Source organism: Stygiolobus sp. CP859M, from assembly GCF_037389975.1.
GTDB lineage: Archaea > Thermoproteota > Thermoprotei_A > Sulfolobales > Sulfolobaceae > Stygiolobus.
Genome location: NZ_JBBHKS010000020.1, coordinates 80,904 through 97,757 on the forward strand (window position 1 = coordinate 80,904; position 16,854 = coordinate 97,757).

Sequence of the window (16,854 nt, forward strand, 5' to 3'; positions counted from 1 at the left end):
CGGTTTAAACGTCCTTTCACTTCCCTCTCATTTTCTTTACTATTTCTAAAGCCTTGTCTGCATGTTCTTCAGCTTTCTTTAATTTCTCAAGAACCTCTATGATTTTCCCATTTTCATCTATTATAAACGTGACTCTTTGTGCACTTGTTCCCTTTTCATTTAATACTTGATAAGCCTCGCTTATCTTTTTCTCTTTATCTGAAACAATCGGGAATTTTGCATTGTATTTCTCAGCGAACCTCTTTTGAGTGCTTAAAGAATCTACGCTTACTCCTATGACTTCAGCGGATAGTTCCTTGAACTGGTCATACAGCTCTACAAACCTCTGTATTTCCCTAGTACAGCCTGGTGTGAATGACTTAGGATAAAAGTAAAGCACTACTATTAATTTGCCCTTATAATCGGAAAGTTTAACTTTACCAGTGCTTGCTTCAGCTTCAAAATCAGGGGCATCCATACCTTTACTTAACGGCATAAGTAATCATCTAACCCACAATTTTTAATAATTTAAGCTTTTATATCATATTTTCACACGCGTTACTAATATGAGGAAAATACCTAAGACTATGTCAACTCAACACCCTGATAATGCCAGAGTGCCTGAGTGGAATAAGGGCGAAGTAATAAGCGGTGAAGGCGAAGTAATTGAAGCTTATTTAGCGTATTCTCATTATGGTGTGGATGAGGTCATGTGGGACGCAGAGGGAAAAGACGTAGATACCCACGTAGTCAGAAAACTACTTTCTCAACACCCTGAGTTTTTCAAGGAAAAAGTATTAGGTAGGGACATATTCCTGACTTACAGAATTCCGAACCCGAAGATTGAGGGAGCCGAAAAGAAAGTATTCGCGGAAACTCTTCAAAGTATTCCGATCACCTATGACCTAGCAGAGAAATTCTATGATACAAAACCTACCCCTCCGGTATTCGAGGTGATTCTTCCTTTCACTACTGATTATAAAGATTTGATCTCTATCGTAAAATATTATGAGAACGTGATAGTCAATACAGAGGACGTGAAACTCGTCGATGATATTTACGTGAAAGACCTTATAGGTGAGATAAACCCTAAAAAAATCGAAATAATACCGCTCATCGAAGACAGAGATTCTATGCTAAGAATAGACGAGATAGTAGGTGGTTATGTTAAAGCTCTTAGACCTCCTTATATGAGAGTGTTTCTGGCTAGGTCAGACCCTGCAATGAACTACGGGATGATCTCCGCTATACTTTCGGTGAAATATGCACTTAGCAGACTAGGGAAGATGGAGAAACAACTTAACATATCTTTCTTCCCTATGTTAGGGGTAGGAGCATTACCGTTTAGAGGACATTTTAGTCCTGATAATGTAGATAGGACAATGGACGAGTACAGGGGTGTTTATACTTATACAGTTCAGTCAGCTTTCAAATATGATTATGAAGATGATCAGGTAGTAAGTGCCATAAGGAAAGTTAACGAGAGAGGTGTGCAGGAGAAACCCATACTAAGTGATGACGAGGAAGATATTCTTAAAAAAATAGCTAGATTGTATACAGAAAGTTATCAACCAATAATAGAGAGTTTGGCAGATGCTATAAACAAGATAGCTCTTTTATTACCTAGAAGAAGAGCGAGAAAATTGCATATAGGACTGTTTGGATATTCAAGAAGTACAGGTAAAGTAACGTTACCCAGAGCGATAGCATTTACTGGAGCGCTTTACAGCCTAGGTATACCTCCTGAAATAATCGGTATTTCCTCTTTAGGCAAACTTAACGAGAAGGAATTCGAGGTATTTTCCCAGAACTACAAATACTTTAAGTATGACATTCAATGTGCTGCTAAATTCATTAGCTTAGAGTCCCTTGAACTACTTAAACAGATTTGGAACGTGGATAAGGATACACTGACTAAGATAAAAGGAGATATCGATTTCGTTGAACATCAGCTAGGGATACACATTGGGGGAAATGACTACGTAAGTAGAAAGCATAACTTAATGACAAGTCTGGCGTTATTGGCGTTGAAAGAAGGACACATAGATGAAGCTAAGAATTACCTTTTAGAAATGGCTAAAATAAGAAGATCATTGGGATGAGAGTACTAGTAAACGGCTTGTTACAGTTTGACTCAGGTAAAACAACTTTTTCTCTATCTTTATTATCAACCTTAAGGCAAAATGGAATAGAATTTTTTCCTCACAAACCCGTGGCAGGTCATAACGCTTGGTACAGCTTTTCGACACTCTTAAGAAGTGAGGAGTTAAACGCTCTAGTTGGAAATGATGCGTTAAAATACTATGACGAAATAATACGATATAAGAGTGAAAAGAGCGGAATAATAAACATAATAAACGAGATTAATCCATTTGCAGTATTACTAGCACCGCCAGATTTACAAAAGATAAACTTTGATGTGAGGCTTTACAAGGAACTGATAAATGAAGGAGTTATTGTAATGTTACGTGTCTTCGACTGCGAATCGGTATTTCATTTCTCACTACAAGGTTTCGAGAAGATAGTCCCAGACTCATTAACGGGAAAAGTTTTACACTTAAAGAAGATTTTTAAGGCTACTGAAATCTCTAAGGAAAAACTTCGGGAGCTTGTAGATTCTTCGCCTGCGATAACCGAGAAGTGTACACGGAGAGTTTTTCAGAATTACAAGAACGTATCAATCGAGTCATACAACGACGCGCTTTCCCCTAACTACACATCTTTAGACGTAGATTTAATGTTTGTAGTTACACCGGGTAAAGCATTCTTAATCGAGGAATTTAAAAAAGTTATAGGTCTCTTTACTTATCCTCCGTGGTTAGTTTCCGTTTCTTCATTTATGAAATATGTCAAGGTAGTGAGGTCATGGAATATCGAAGTAGGTAGGTACCAATTAAATGATAACCTCTTAGATTTCATTCTCAAATTTATTGATAAAAATGAGTAAATAAGAAAACAAAGTATAAAATTAAGGAAATAAGTTTTTAGATGATGTCAAATATTTTAAATTATGCAAGACAAATATGTCGATGTAAAAGGTGCTAAAATACATTTTATTGAAGAAGGAAGTGGAAAGCCTTTTCTTCTATTTCACGGTGCGAGATTTAACGCTCATACATGGGTCGAAACTAAGACAGTAGAAAGTATAGCCAATGCGGGATATAGAGCGATCTCGGTAGATTTTCCAGGCTTTGGTAAGTCTACCAATGGGGACTTTGAATCTCTTTCATCTTTTATAAAGGACTTCATGGACACCTTAGGGATAAGCAAAGCATATTTATTAGGTGCTTCCATGGGTGGAGAAGCAGTATTAGGATTCGCTGTAGATAACCCGGACATGGTAGATGGACTGGTGTTAGTCGGAGCTGTAGGTGTCTCCGCCTATAAGGAAAAGTTGAAGAACTTAGTAGGCAAGAGAATTTTTCTGATTTGGGGTGAGAAAGACTCAATATCTCCTAGAAGTAATGCTGAGCTTATAATGAAGACCGTAAACACGGCGAAGCTTGTGATAGTAGGTAAGCAACACGCATGTTACCTAGATGATAATGTAAGCTTTAACAACGCTATAGTCAACTTCCTGAAGGGAGAGTGAATTATGGATGAGGAGTTGAGAAAAAAACTAATGGAAGTTCTAAAGGATAAGAGACTTCTGGAGATAATGAAACATTTAAGGAAGGCTAATGTTGACTATGGAAAGTCAATAATGCTGAATACAAAAATTCCCATTCAAGAAGTAGTAGAATTGCTAGACCGGCTAGAAAGGTTAGGATTGATTGAAAGGGTTCATGGTGCTACACTGAAAAATACTGAAGCAAAGTTTAAGCTCAGTAAAGAAGTTCATAAACACCATACTTACTACACTTTGACCAGAGAAGGAGATCACTTATTAAGACAGTTAGATGAGAAGGAATTGATAAAGGCATATATTGATTTAGTTAAAAACGACCAGTTCGCCTTGGATATTCTTAAGATAGCTGATGAGGTAAACGCAGATCACGCTCTAACTTATTCAAAGCTTTTGCATAAGCCGTTAGAAGAGATAACACCTAAGTTAGAGGAATTGGAAAGAATGGGTCTACTAGAAGAGGCTCAAGCTAAAATAATAAAATTTAGGGAGAGAAGGTCTAAGCCAAAAAAGGAGACTAGAACACATCATAAGTACTACGGTCTTTCAAGGATAGGAGAGTTAGTAGTAAGGGAATTAAAAAGGCAAGGCGTAATACCAAAGTAGAAGACTCACATAGTTTCCTTAACTAGTTTATACATTTCATTTAGAATACCTATTATATCGCGTTCCTCATTAAGCTTCTTCGATATTATCTCGTTGTTTTCCCTAATGATTTTTGTTATAACGTCGTTTACTTTCTTTCTCAATAGTAACTCCATCATCTTTATTCTTCTTTCTCTTATTCTCTTGTCGAAGATACCTTTTTGCTTTAAATATTCCAGATGTTCCTCAAAAATATCTACCGTTTCTTTAATCCCTACTCCTTTAGTAGCTATCGTTTTTACGAGCTTAGGCTTCCATCCGTCTCTATAATCTACTTCTGCTGTGTCTATAGCGAAGCGTAAGACGTTAAACAGCATTTCTGCTTCCACTTTATCAGCTTTATTTACTACATATACATCCCCTATTTCCATAATTCCTGCTTTCAAAGCTTGTATTTCATCCCCAGTCCCCGGAACGTTTACTACAGCGATCGTGTGAACTCCGTTTACTACGTCTGTATCTGTCTGACCTGCTCCTACAGTTTCCACTATAATTCTGTCGAAGCCAAGACCGTCTAATGCTTCAATAAGCATTAGTGCCTCAGAAGATATACCTCCTAGATGGCCCCTCGAGGCAATACTCCTAACGAATACATTCTTTTCCTCAACACTTGTCAATCTTATCCTATTGCCCATAAAAGAGCCCATGCTAAACGGACTTGAAGGATCTATCAGTATTACACCTACTCTATGGCCTCTAGTTACATATTCTTTGATTAACTCTCCGATTAAGGTGCTCTTACCAGCTCCGGGAGAGCCTGTTATTCCCACTACATGAGCTTTCCCTGATCTCTTCATTAATTCTTGTAAGCTCTCTAACCCTTCACTGGACATATATTCAATCTTTGTTAAAAGACGTGAAATTGATAGCTCGTCTCCTTCAAGTGCTCTTTCAAGAAGCAATCTTTAAGCCCCTCTTAGTAACTACCGCTTTAGTTATTTTCTCAGTAATCTCCTTCAAACTTGATCCGGGTAAAAATACTTCGTCAACTCCAATCTCTTTTAACTTAGGTATGTCTTGTGGGGGAATAACTCCTCCCACTACCAGCACTACATCGTTTAATCCTTTTTCTTTCATTTGTTGAACTACCAAAGGAACCAGTTCTAAGTGTGCCCCGCTTAGTATGCTCACTCCTATGACATCCACGTCTTCTTGCAAGGCTGCTTTAACTATTTGCTCAGGTGTTTGTCTTAATCCCGTGTAAACTACTTCCATACCCGCATCTTTCAAAGCCCTTGCAATTACTTTAGCCCCTCTATCATGTCCGTCTAAACCTAACTTAGCCACGAGAACCTTAATTCTTCTCTCTTGACTCATCACATATAATACCGCTTATACTGTTTAAAATCTTTATATGTATGAACAGAAGACAAGCCAGCTATTAAAAATAATGGGCCCGCGGGGACTTGAACCCCGGACCACCGGGTCTCTCTTCCAGATACCGCTCATCCCCCATAAAGGGGTCGTTAGACCCAATGTTCTCCATATCTGGAGCCCGGCACTCTACCTTGCTGAGCTACGGGCCCATTATCGATCATGTACTAAAATCGATTTGGAGACAAAGAAAATAAACTTAACTGAAATCAAGGAAAGAAGTTTTGGAAGGATAGTAGGAAAAGCAAGACTACGTAAATCAGCGCTTGCAATCTATCTTCACGGTTCCAGAGCCTGGAAGCTCATCATATATCATAAGGACAAGCCGAATCCTGCTTTAAGACTTTTCTTCTAGCGTAACTACATAGAGGACATAGTGAGATCACAGTATCCTCGCTATCTTTCTCGTTCACTAGTTTATTTACAAAAGAGTTTATTAAGTCGGCGAAGTCTTCATCATTTTCCAGCTCTTTCTCTATTTCTAAGTCTCCTCTCTTACCTTTAATAAGATAGTTTACCTCCGCAACAGATATACCGAGTAGTTCACCTATATCTTTTTGAGAATAACCTCTTTTAATTAACTCCTGAGCCAAAATACTCCTAATTGCTGGTATCACCTCTTTTATAGAGGTCTCGCAAGGAGCTTGAATCTTTTTACTTATTAACTTTTTTCCAGTAATAGTTGTTCACTACAATAAACATTCGTATTATAATTTAATAAAAGTTACTTTAAACTTTGTTAATTTACTCTCTCGTAATTTTTAATTATTTTTAACTACAATTTAGCTTTAAATAACCAAAAACCTCATCAACATCTTCACTAATTGTAAATCCGAGCTTTTTCCCTATTCTTATCATGGGATAATTATCTGGCAGAGTGTAAAATTTTACTCCACACAATTTTTCTTCTTTAGCCTTCTCTATCAATTTTTTCACAATCTTAGTTCCTATCCCTATTCTTCTACAATTTGGATGCACTACTAGAGCGAATTCTCCATCATTATATAAAGTTCCTTCTCCTATTATTTTTCCTTCAGATTCGGCTACTATAGTGTAGTGATCTCCTCCGCTCACTATCTTTTTTGCTTCTTCGAGTGTAAGCCTATGATAAGAAAAGAAACGTAAATAGAGATCTTCGGACGATAAAGAGTTATAAAGTTCTAGAATTTTTTCCCAATCTTTTTCCTCTGCTTTACGATAATTTACTTGTAGCTCCAAACTCATATTTATACTTTAGTAATCTGGTATAAAAACACTTACGATTATAAAAAAGGTGTAAAAACATGGTTATTTATAATCTACTTTTTTCTCTCTTACATGATGATTAGTAAAATAGCTGTAGTTGGAGCAGGTACAATGGGACATGGAATAGCTGAAGTAGCTGCACTTTCTGGGTTTGAAGTTGCTCTAATAGACATATCTTGGGATTTTTTAAACAAGGCTAAAGAACGCATTTCAGAGTCCCTGAACAAGCTAGCAGAAAGAAAACAGATAAGTGATGCTAAAGCTGCTCTGGATAGAATATCCTTTAACACCTCTTATGACATTGCTAAAGATGCAGATTTTGCCATTGAGGCTGTTCCCGAAAAGCTAGAGCTTAAGAGAACTGTGTTCAGGACGTTGGACACTGTTATGCCGTCACATGCAGTATTGGCAACTAACACGTCATCTATCCCCATTTCAGATATAGCAGAGGCGACAAATAGAAAGGAGAAAGTAATAGGGATGCACTTCTTTAATCCTCCAGTTATAATGAAACTCGTGGAAGTAATTCCAAGTAAATACACAAATCGAGAAACAGTAGACTTAACGATAGACTTAGCTAAAAAAATGAATAAGATCCCGGTGAGTTTAAAATATGAAATACCAGGCTTTGTCTCTAATAGGATATTTATTAGACTACTTCAGGAAGCATGTAGGGAAGTAGAGAGCGGAGAAGCTAAAATAGAAGAAGTTGATAGTACTGCTAGGAATAAACTTAAGTTACCAATGGGCTTATTTGAACTTGCTGATTATGTAGGACTCGACGTGGTAGTAGATATATGGAATGTATTGGTTGTCAGAGGAACTCCTGATGTAAACTGCTCAATGTTCAAAACTAAAGTAAACGAGAAAAACTTGGGGGTTAAAACAGGAAAAGGATTCTATACATATCCAGCCCCAGGTAAATACGCTAAAGTCCAACTGCCCGAATCAAGCAAGGTAGATCCCGCGAGGTTAATCTCACTCGCCGTTAACGAAGCTAGTTGGATGGTAGAAAATGGTATAGTGTCTGCTAAGGACGTAGATACGGTAATGATATACGGTTTCAACTTCCCAAAGGGGTTAATGGTGATGGCAGACGAAGTGGGTTTAGATAAGATATTGAAGAATCTCGAGGACATATATTCTAAGGGTTATCAAGCGTATAAGCCCACGGAGCTTCTTAGGAAACTTGTGTCTGAAGGTAAGATCGGGAAGGGCAAAGGAGAAGGTTTTCACAAATATTAATACTTTTTAAATAGTTTATACAATCTAAGTATATGTCAAGTGTATTAGCCGAATATGAGGCCGTTCATCAAGAACTTAGGAGAGAGAATTTTATAAGAAACGCATATCCTCCAGACCCCTCTGAGAAATTGTGGAACAAAAAAGTAATGACAATGCCCAGAGAAGAGTTAGAAAAGCTGAAGACATTCAGGCTTAAGAGAATAGTCAAATGGGCTTGGGATAACATTCCGTTTTACAGAAACTATTGGAAGAGTAAAGGCTTCGAGCCAGACATGATCAAGAATTGGAAAGATATTGTGAAGATACCGATTCTGAGAAAAGATGAACTGAGAAAAGACCTTCAAGCTAATCCCCCGTTCGGAACTATAATGCATCCCGAGCTTGCTAAGAGAATAAGATTCGTAGGCGCTACATCTGGTTCTACGGGTCTTCCGACCTTCCAAGGTTGGGGTGCTTTAGAACTAGACTACTTCCAAGAGGGGCAAGCTAGGTACCTTTGGACTTTTGCTGGAGTAAAACCAACAATAGTTTATGCTAATTACCTCAATATGAGCGGCTTCTATAGTTGGGGTCCCCCAGTAGTTGAAACTGCAATGTGGAGATGTGGTGCTACAGCGATTGCTGGAGGAGGAGAGACTTTCTTCTCATGGAAAAACAGACACATGCTGATATTCAAATTGTGGAAAGTCGACGTATTCGCAACAACCCCATGGCTGCACAGACTTATCGGAGAGGAAGCTAAGCTTGAAGGATGGGAAACACCATTCAAAGTCTTACTCCTCCACGGAGGAGCTGCGGCAGAAAATACAAAGAAGAAACTATTCCAAGTCCACCCTAACGCTAAGTTAGCCATAAACGTTTGGGGCACTACTGACGGTCATATGGCCATAGAGATACCTGGTTCGGAAGGACAACTGGTAGTATGGGAGGACATGGAGATATTCGATATAGTAGATCCTAAGACCGATGAACCGGTTTCCGAAGGGGAGAGAGGAGAGCTAATAGCAACATTGTTAAATCATTTCACCATGCCTTTGATCAGGTACAGTCTGGGTGATTATGTAAAGAACGAGTTCATAACAGATCCTGATCCAGTGTATGGCATTACTCACATGAGATTCGCAGAACCTATACCTGGAAGAGTTGAATGGATGTTCAGAGTGAAAGGTAAACTACTATTCCCGATATATGTTGAAGACGCTGTAAATGAGATACCTGATACGACCGGTATGTTCAACCTCGTGATTTACGACAACGAAATGGATAAGCTGAAGATTAAGATAGAGACAAGGAAGGAATTAGTAGACCCTCAATACGACAGACAAGCTAAGGAGATTCTAGCCAGTAGATTAGGTATAAACCCTGATGACGTAGAGATAGAGTGGTTAAAACCCGGTCAGAGCGTCTGGACTGGATATAAGTTACAAGTCTTCCTTGACCAGAGAAAAAAGAAATAAACGTGTAGTAGATAGGAAAAAAAAAAAAAAAAAAAAAAAAAAAAAAAAAAAAAAAAAAAAAAAAAAAAAAAAAAAAAAAAAAAAAAAAAAAAAAAAAAAAAAAAAAAAAAAAAAAAAAAAAAAAAAAAAAAAAAAAGAGTAAAATACACTATATTTTCGCTCCTTTTTTATTTACTATATCCTATTTATAAAATTGATAATTTTGGTTATACGAAAGTTTAAAAACTTTAAACACCAATGTATACCCATGGGACTAAGAACTGGAGAGCAATATTTGGAGGCAATAAAAGTTAGGAATAAGGCTGAAATTTACGTGATGGGTAAAGAAGTAAAAGACGTAACCACTCACCCATTTCTTAAACCTTCAATAATGGCATTTAAGGCTACCTTTGATGCTCCGTGGGAAGAGGATACCAAGGAGCTTGCAAGGGCATGGAGCCCTTTCATTAACGAAGAAGTAAACAGGTTTAATCATATTCACAGATCACCAGATGACTTAGCCGCTAAGGTAAAACTCTTAAGAAAATTAAGCCACAAAACTGGAGCTTGTTTCCAGAGATGTGTAGGTTTTGACGCACTTAACACATTGTATATCGTAACGGAGTTAATGGCACAAAAGGGTAAGACTGAGCCTAAAGAAAGATTTGTTGAGTACTTGAAGACTGTTCAAAAGAAGGACTTAGCATTAGCCGGAGCGATGACAGATACAAAAGGAGTAAGGACGTTAAAGCCGAGTCAGCAAAAGAACAAAGACGCTTACGTGAGAGTTACAGAAGTAACAAAGGATGGTATATACATTTCCGGTGCAAAAGCAAACATTACAGGTGTAGCTGCCAGCGAAGAAATAGTAGTACTCCCAACTAGGGCAATGGGTCCTGAAGACCAAGATTATGCTGTAGCATTCTCTATACCTACTGACACAGAAGGGATTAAGATCATAGTTGGAAGACAATTAAACGACGCAAGGAGAATGGAAGGAGGAGACATAGATGCATTACCTTATTTCTACAATCATGAGGGACTGGTAATATTTGACAACGTATTTGTTCCAATGGAAAGGGTGTTCTTACTAAGGGACTGGCAATACACTTCACAGCTCGTGGAAATATTCTCTGCATATCATAGGCAAGGTTACGGAGGGTGTAAAGCCGGTCTGGGTGATGTAATAATCGGAGCCACATACAACTTAGCAAAGCAAATTGGAATTGAGAAAGCTTCTCACGCTCAAGAAAAGTTAACAGAAGAGATTTTCCTCACTGAGACAATGTATGCTGCAGGAATTGCCGCAAGTCTAAATGCGGTTCAGCCTTGTCCTAACTGCTGGTGGGTAAACCCTATGCACGCAAATGTTACAAAGCACTTAGTAGCTAGGTTTCCAGCACAGATATCACAATTAGCAATAGACATAGCAGGAGGAATCATAGGAACTGCGCCAAGCGAGTGGGATCTAAAGAACCCTAAACTAAGGGAGTATATTGCAAAATACTTACAAGGAGTAGAAGGTTATACAGCTGAAGATAGATTAAGAATGGTTAGGCTTTTAGAGAACGTGAGCATGGGCGTTGCGTTTATGATAGAGTCAGTTCATGGTGCTGGTAGTCCAGCTGCCCAGAGAATAATGTTCAGTAGACTCTATGACTTAAACTATTCAGAAGAGGTAGCAAAGAAGTTAGCTGGAATGAAATCTAACGTAAAGTTCACTGAAAAGGCAGAACCGTGGAGAGAGTCTGAAACCGAGAAGTTAGCGAAGAGTAAGTCGATTGAAGAGAAAAAGCAACAGTAAAGTATTTTGTTTCTTTCCCTTTTTCCTATTCACTAGTTGTTTTACTCTAACAAATTAAATTTAAATAAAAAATTCTAAATCTTCTTAGATGTTAATTTCTTCATTGTAATTATTATGATTCTCTAATTATTCTTCTGGTCTGTGTACTTTAAGCGTTCTTCATCCCGGCCAAACTCGTAACTATACCACTTGTTTAATCTATAGTTTAAATATGGGTTATAGTGTTTTCTCAGCAGGGTAATATAAGATTCGTAAAAGAGGGAAGAAGTATTATGTTTACAAGATAAAGAAGGACTCAAAGGGTAACGTAAAGGAACTTACGTTGGTCCTTTAGACAAGATGATCGAATTTTATATTAGTAGGGGAGGTGTTAGGGGTATCCCTAATGTGGGGGCGGCGGGATTTGAACCCGCGACCACCAGGGCCCAAGCCTGGCATCCTAGTCCAAGCTAGACTACGCCCCCATGTTGTTATTTTTTATTAACGCGTAATTAGTTAAAAACGTTTCGCTCTAGCCTCCTCAGACTAATAATTACTGGTCTCGTAATAGATGTTAAAAATAAGATTTTTACCTCAACTTTTAGCGTGTGGCTTAGATGATGAAGTGAGTTAATGACGTGATTATTTAATCTCTGGTACAACAACTCCTTAGGCGATTACGGCTTTCTCAGTTTGTTCAGTGTCACAGTATACGCTAAAGGAATTATTCTAAACGTTTAGAGTGTGGACAACATTTTCACTCATTTGAAATATTTACATTTATTATCACCCCCTTATCTAACAAATACACCGGGCAGTAAAGGATGTTATAGATAAGGAAATAGGTTGCGAACCATCTCTCGATCGTCTTTGCGTTAGAGTTCCAAGGGAAGTGTTTGTCCATTGGTGAAAGCCTATGTTTGACACTCCTAAAACCTTGTTCCGCATAGTCCCTTTTTGCGAACGTTACCCTCTTGTGATTTACGTTAAGCCAAGTGAAAGCGTTGTATATTGAAGCACCATCGTGCAAGTATACTACCTCGTCCACCCTCTTGAAATACTTACTAGCTAACTCCTCCATGCCCCTCATTGCAGTGAGAATTACTAACACATGAACACCACTCCTAGCACTCCTCACCATGAAGAAAGGCACAGCCCTAGTCTTACATCCCTAACAATCCACAAGTAATAATACTCCCCCTTAACACTCAAAACCTTAGTCTCATCAACAGCATAAACCCCACTCAAAGAAACAACATACCTAACATAACCCAACCTCCTAAAATAGTACAAGAGTGTAGAATGTGGTAAACTAGCCCTCCAAGAGGACAAACCACACAAGTATTCTGCCAACGCCTGCGCTACTTGCTCTCTAGTGTAAAACCTTGGCTTAACATTAATATACTCAAATAACAATAATACAATTTGGGTGAGCACGGGAACTTTCCACTTGATTCCCATGTGCTCACCAAGATAAAAAACCCCGTGCTCACCCTTAAATAGTATTACGCGAAAACAATTTCTTACAGAACGAGAAAAGATTGTTGAATAAAATTATATTAAATTAACAAAATTGTTGTCCACACTGATAGTGTCGTCATTAAGTTACAAATTCTGGGATTAACCTTCTCTCCCACAAGACTAGGGCTATGGAGTACATCATGCTACGAATGCTCCTATTTACTGCCTTCGTTGCCCTCTTGAATCTATTTAGCCTATCCCTTAATGAGGAATGAAAGGACTCGTTCGGGTTAACTGGCGAGACAACCGTGTGGTCTTTCAACCAGTAGTACAAGTTATAATCATCGCTCACCCATCTACCCTCTTCGGGCAAATACTTTTTGACCTCAAGGAAAGTACTCTCATCCCTATCCCCCACAGAGTAAATGAGGTAAACTCCCAGCTTCGTGTACACGTAACAAGTGAAAACCCACTTGTAAAAAGCCCTAGTATTCTTGTACAAGTAAGTCCACATCTCATCAACAACCTTAGTAACAACCTTACCCTTGACCAACTCCTTAGCCCTACCCCACAACTCAACCAACTTCTCATACTTTTTCCTACCATAACGCTTAATCCAAGTGAAAACAGTACCAAGAGGTACGTTAAGCACCCTAGAAATAGCCCTCATACTCATACCATTAGCATACATTCTCAAAGCCTCCTCCCTCAACTTCCTAGAATGATGATGATAACTAGCATCACCCAAGAAGTACTTACCACAATCCCTACACAAATACTTCTGCCTACCCAAAGGCCTACCACACTTAACAACGTGATGACTACCACAAGAGGGACAAGAAACGTCTTTCCTAAATACAGGCTTCCTACCCATAAGTAATACTCGTTATACAAATATAAATAACTTAACGACGACACTATCTCCACACTCAACGTTTACTTGGTTGATGTGATTTGGACTATATAAGAGGTCTAAGTCTTCAACCTCTAAACATTAAAGCTGAAATGCTCTTTACATTAAACGTTTATTAATACTATAATAGTCCAAAAATTTCGATTAGGTCTTTATTTCATCTCTAGTTCAAGAATTAAATTAGACAAACCAATTATTACAAATAACTTCAAATTAAAATTCACTCCCATATTTAGGGGAAAATTATTAAGAGAATATCATAAGTATGACTCAACTTAATACCGTAAGGTTTATTTATGATAGTATCGTAAGATACCATGATAAGATATGGCAAAGGTAAAGTTCAAGTATAAGGGAGAAGAGAAAGAAGTAGATACTTCAAAGATAAAGAAGGTTTGGAGAGTAGGAAAAATGATATCCTTCACTTATGACGACAACGGAAAGACTGGTAGGGGAGCTGTAAGCGAGAAAGACGCTCCCAAAGAGCTATTAGACATGTTAGCAAAAGCCGAGAAAGGAAAGTAAATAAAGTAAGAAAAAGTAAGAATATGTACTAATGATTTTTACTTTTTTATATTTTCTTGTTTTTCGTTTCCCCTCCTTTATCTGATACGCTAAATTGAGCACTAGGCTTATTTCTGATGTAGTTAGATTATAGTGATCACACTTGAAATGGGATGAACGAAGGATAGCCATCATAGAGGAGTTGAAGAAACGAGGTATAAACCCCTATCCACAAAAATACGAAATAACTCATACAATCCCTGAGATAAGGAAATTTGAAAGGAGTGAGAAACCTACTGACCCCTTCATATTCGATATTTCTACTGCTGGTAGAGTAGCTAATATACGGCGTCATGGAAAGATATCGTTTGTAGACATATTCGATGAGGGCGAGAGGTTACAATTACAGCTCAGAGTGAATGAGCTAGGCGAAAAATACGAGGACTTCTTTAGGATCGTAGATCGTGGAGATATAATAGGTGTGAGAGGAGATTTATTCTATACGATGAAGGGAGAGCTAACACTTAGAGTAAAAGATTACACTATGTTGGCTAAAGCACTAATAGAGCCACCAGATTGGACTAAGATGTCCCCAGAGTTCCGTTATGCCCATAGGTATGTAGATTTTCTCTATAACGACTCAGCGAGAAAGGCTATGGAAATCCGTTATACTACTATAAGAACTATTAGAGAATTTTTGTACTCAAAGGGTTTTGTTGAAGTTGAGACCCCAATTTTGCAGCCCGTATATGGCGGAGCACTGGCAAGGCCTTTTAAGAGCCACGTTAACTATCTTAATGAGGACTGGTATCTAAGAATATCATTAGAGCTTTACCTCAAGAGGTATATTGTTGGAGGTTTCGATAAGGTCTTTGAAATAGGTAAAGTCTTCAGAAATGAGGATATAGATGTTACTCATAACCCCGAGTTCACGTTGTTAGAACTCTACTGGGCTTATGCAGATTATAATGATATTATGAAGTTAACCGAACAAATGATCCAAGAGGTTGTCAGGAAGGTTAAAAGTAACGACCTCAAGCTAACGTATACAATTGCAGGAAAGGAATATACAATAGAGTTCTCTCAGTTCAGGAAAGTGTCCATGTTAGAAGCGGTATCGGAAGCTTTGGGCAAGAGCGTTGAGGAGATGACTGATGAACAATTAAAGGAGCTTATGAGGAAGTACGAACTAAGACCTAGAGGCGACACCTACGTTAGGGGACTTATGATAGAGAAATTATTCGATAAGTTAGTAGTTCCCAATTTGATCCAGCCTACGTTCGTAATAGATTATCCGATAGAGACTACGCCCCTTTGTAAGCCCCATAGATCAAAACCTGGACTTGTTGAGAGGTTCGAGCTTTTCATAGCTGGGATGGAGTTAGCTAACGCATACACCGAACTTAATGACCCTATCCTACAAGACCAGTTGTTCAGGCAAGAGCAGGATATGTTTAAGAAAGGGGACGAAGAGGCTCACCCCTACGATAAGGACTTTATCAGGGCGCTAAGTTACGGAATGCCACCGACTGGTGGGCTTGGTATAGGTATAGATAGGCTCGTGATGTTGCTCACAAACAATATGAGTATCAAAGAAGTTATACCCTTCCCGATGTTGAGTGCTAAACTTATTGAGGAGGACTGAGGGATAGCACTATCGCTCCTATCAACACTACTACGAGAAGTCCTTGAATAACGTAGGACACATTTTCGCTTAATCCGACTTTTTTGATCAGCTCAGTAAATATTTTTCCTCCGTCAGTAATTATTAGCGGTGCACCGTTGAGTAGTGCTAAACTAAAGTTTATCGTGAACATCCAGTACGCAAAGTCTAATATAGCATAAAGTATAGGTGGGTAATCGTAAGTTATGTAAACTCCTATTTTGTGGTCTGGGGTCGTATTTAGAGTTTTAATTATCACACTACCGTTTGGAAGTAGCAAAGTTATGTTAACATGTGTTGATTGGCTCAAATAGTAGCTGAATTGATCAGGAGTATTTACTTTATGTCCATCAACAGCTAGTATTACTGAATTAACTGGTATCGATGTATTATAAGCTGGGTAATGAGGTACTTCAGCAACTATTTGAAGACCTTGGGAGATTAAAGGCGGTAGGTAAAACACAAAAGGAAAGACTATTCCAGCTAATATTAGGTTCACTGCTATCCCTGCCGAGATTACTTTCAGTTTTGCAGATATTGGAGAACCCATGAATTCATCTTCATCTGGTTCAACGAAAGCGCCGGGAAAGAAAAGAAGTAGTAAGATGCCTCCTCCTTTTACTTTAATTTTATTTGATGTGGCAGATATTGCATGCGCTAGTTCGTGGAGAGTTACAGATATTCCAATAGCGAGTAATAACCAAGGTACTTGATTGATCCCTATAGTTACACCTGGAATAATTGGAGTTAATCTCGGTACTTGAGATTGAGCTACTTGACTAGGTGATATGAAATAAGCGTTAATTAAATTCAGAAACACGTACACCACTAGTGATATTCCACCCACCATTGACACAAGTCCTAAAATAAGGGCTATTTTCTCGAAAATTTTGTAGTACCTTTTATTGGCAATATTTGGAAACCACTCACTTCTCGTTCCTTTTTTCCAAAGCAAAAGGAAAGGGTATATTTGGAATCCGC

At 38.3% G+C, this 16,854-nt stretch carries 16 protein-coding genes, 2 tRNA genes and 2 pseudogenes; 10 read left to right on the plus strand and 10 right to left on the minus strand.

The genetic code is table 11. The features are described from left to right. Positions 1-16: 16 nt before the first annotated feature. Complete coding sequence (locus WIW72_RS09825; protein ID WP_337703216.1) at positions 17-475, minus strand: peroxiredoxin; 459 nt, start codon at positions 473-475, stop codon at positions 17-19. Between the two features lie 70 nt (positions 476-545). On the opposite strand from WIW72_RS09825, the gene ppcA reads away from it, so the two are divergent. The 4 genes from ppcA to WIW72_RS09845 all read left to right on the plus strand — a co-directional run bounded on the left by ppcA (position 546) and on the right by WIW72_RS09845 (position 4,210). Beyond that, complete coding sequence (gene ppcA / locus WIW72_RS09830; protein WP_337703214.1) at positions 546-2,081, plus strand: phosphoenolpyruvate carboxylase; 1,536 nt, start codon at positions 546-548, stop codon at positions 2,079-2,081. Next, a complete protein-coding gene (locus WIW72_RS09835; protein ID WP_337703212.1) occupies positions 2,078-2,926 on the plus strand; it encodes a hypothetical protein in 849 nt (282 codons plus the stop codon). The genes ppcA and WIW72_RS09835 overlap by 4 nt, the downstream gene beginning before the upstream one ends. Before the next feature lie 63 nt (positions 2,927-2,989). After that, a complete protein-coding gene (locus WIW72_RS09840; RefSeq protein WP_337703210.1) occupies positions 2,990-3,571 on the plus strand; it encodes an alpha/beta fold hydrolase in 582 nt (193 codons plus the stop codon). Between the two features lie 3 nt (positions 3,572-3,574). Next, positions 3,575-4,210, plus strand: coding sequence for a DUF2250 domain-containing protein (locus tag WIW72_RS09845; protein ID WP_443294963.1), 636 nt, complete (start codon positions 3,575-3,577; stop codon positions 4,208-4,210). Positions 4,211-4,215: 5 nt separating this feature from the next. Here WIW72_RS09845 and meaB read toward each other — a convergent pair whose 3' ends face one another. The 5 genes from meaB to WIW72_RS09870 all read right to left on the minus strand — a co-directional run bounded on the left by meaB (position 4,216) and on the right by WIW72_RS09870 (position 6,847). Continuing rightward, positions 4,216-5,151 (minus strand): methylmalonyl Co-A mutase-associated GTPase MeaB, encoded by a 936-nt coding sequence (meaB, locus tag WIW72_RS09850; RefSeq protein WP_337703208.1) that lies wholly within the window; start codon positions 5,149-5,151, stop codon positions 4,216-4,218. Further along, the gene (locus WIW72_RS09855) at positions 5,141-5,569 is read right to left on the minus strand and encodes a cobalamin B12-binding domain-containing protein (RefSeq protein ID WP_337703206.1); all 429 of its coding nucleotides are present in this window, start codon (positions 5,567-5,569) and stop codon (positions 5,141-5,143) included. Before WIW72_RS09855 ends, meaB begins: the two co-directional genes overlap by 11 nt. A gap of 71 nt (positions 5,570-5,640) precedes the next feature. Further along, positions 5,641-5,775: transfer RNA gene (locus WIW72_RS09860), tRNA-Trp, on the minus strand. A gap of 153 nt (positions 5,776-5,928) precedes the next feature. After that, positions 5,929-6,240, minus strand: a complete 312-nt coding sequence (locus tag WIW72_RS09865; RefSeq protein WP_337703204.1) for a transcriptional regulator — start codon at positions 6,238-6,240, stop codon at positions 5,929-5,931. A 154-nt stretch (positions 6,241-6,394) separates the two neighbouring features. Then, positions 6,395-6,847 (minus strand): GNAT family N-acetyltransferase, encoded by a 453-nt coding sequence (locus WIW72_RS09870; protein WP_443294965.1) that lies wholly within the window; start codon positions 6,845-6,847, stop codon positions 6,395-6,397. Between the two features lie 93 nt (positions 6,848-6,940). Here WIW72_RS09870 and WIW72_RS09875 point away from each other — a divergent pair, with 93 nt between their 5' ends. The 4 genes and pseudogenes from WIW72_RS09875 to WIW72_RS09890 form a co-directional block, all read left to right on the plus strand. Next, positions 6,941-8,113, plus strand: a complete 1,173-nt coding sequence (locus WIW72_RS09875) for a 3-hydroxyacyl-CoA dehydrogenase (RefSeq protein WP_337703202.1) — start codon at positions 6,941-6,943, stop codon at positions 8,111-8,113. 32 nt (positions 8,114-8,145) lie between these two features. Next, positions 8,146-9,570 (plus strand): phenylacetate--CoA ligase family protein, encoded by a 1,425-nt coding sequence (locus WIW72_RS09880; protein ID WP_337703200.1) that lies wholly within the window; start codon positions 8,146-8,148, stop codon positions 9,568-9,570. A 247-nt stretch (positions 9,571-9,817) separates the two neighbouring features. Then, positions 9,818-11,353 carry a 4-hydroxyphenylacetate 3-hydroxylase family protein gene (locus WIW72_RS09885; RefSeq protein WP_337702469.1) on the plus strand — a complete coding sequence of 512 codons (1,536 nt, stop codon included), beginning with the start codon at positions 9,818-9,820 and terminating at the stop codon, positions 11,351-11,353. A gap of 283 nt (positions 11,354-11,636) precedes the next feature. Then, positions 11,637-11,713 (plus strand): annotated as a pseudogene (locus WIW72_RS09890) (putative integrase); the annotation flags it as partial. 28 nt (positions 11,714-11,741) lie between these two features. Here WIW72_RS09890 and WIW72_RS09895 read toward each other — a convergent pair. The 3 genes and pseudogenes from WIW72_RS09895 to WIW72_RS09905 all read right to left on the minus strand — a co-directional run bounded on the left by WIW72_RS09895 (position 11,742) and on the right by WIW72_RS09905 (position 13,667). Next, positions 11,742-11,817, minus strand: a tRNA-Pro gene (locus WIW72_RS09895). 272 nt (positions 11,818-12,089) lie between these two features. Beyond that, a pseudogene (locus WIW72_RS09900) lies at positions 12,090-12,793 on the minus strand (IS6 family transposase). 139 nt (positions 12,794-12,932) lie between these two features. Continuing rightward, the gene (locus WIW72_RS09905; RefSeq protein ID WP_337702467.1) at positions 12,933-13,667 is read right to left on the minus strand and encodes an IS1 family transposase; all 735 of its coding nucleotides are present in this window, start codon (positions 13,665-13,667) and stop codon (positions 12,933-12,935) included. A gap of 366 nt (positions 13,668-14,033) precedes the next feature. On the opposite strand from WIW72_RS09905, the gene sul7d reads away from it, so the two are divergent. Both sul7d and lysS read left to right on the plus strand, forming a co-directional pair. After that, positions 14,034-14,231 (plus strand): Sul7d family chromatin protein, encoded by a 198-nt coding sequence (sul7d, locus tag WIW72_RS09910; RefSeq protein ID WP_156007647.1) that lies wholly within the window; start codon positions 14,034-14,036, stop codon positions 14,229-14,231. Between the two features lie 142 nt (positions 14,232-14,373). Then, a complete protein-coding gene (gene lysS, locus WIW72_RS09915; RefSeq protein WP_337702465.1) occupies positions 14,374-15,855 on the plus strand; it encodes a lysine--tRNA ligase in 1,482 nt (493 codons plus the stop codon). On the opposite strand, the gene WIW72_RS09920 is transcribed toward lysS, so the two are convergent. Continuing rightward, positions 15,839-16,828, minus strand: a complete 990-nt coding sequence (locus WIW72_RS09920) for a site-2 protease family protein (protein ID WP_337702463.1) — start codon at positions 16,826-16,828, stop codon at positions 15,839-15,841. The two genes, lysS and WIW72_RS09920, sit on opposite strands and share 17 nt — an antisense overlap. Positions 16,829-16,854: the final 26 nt, after the last annotated feature.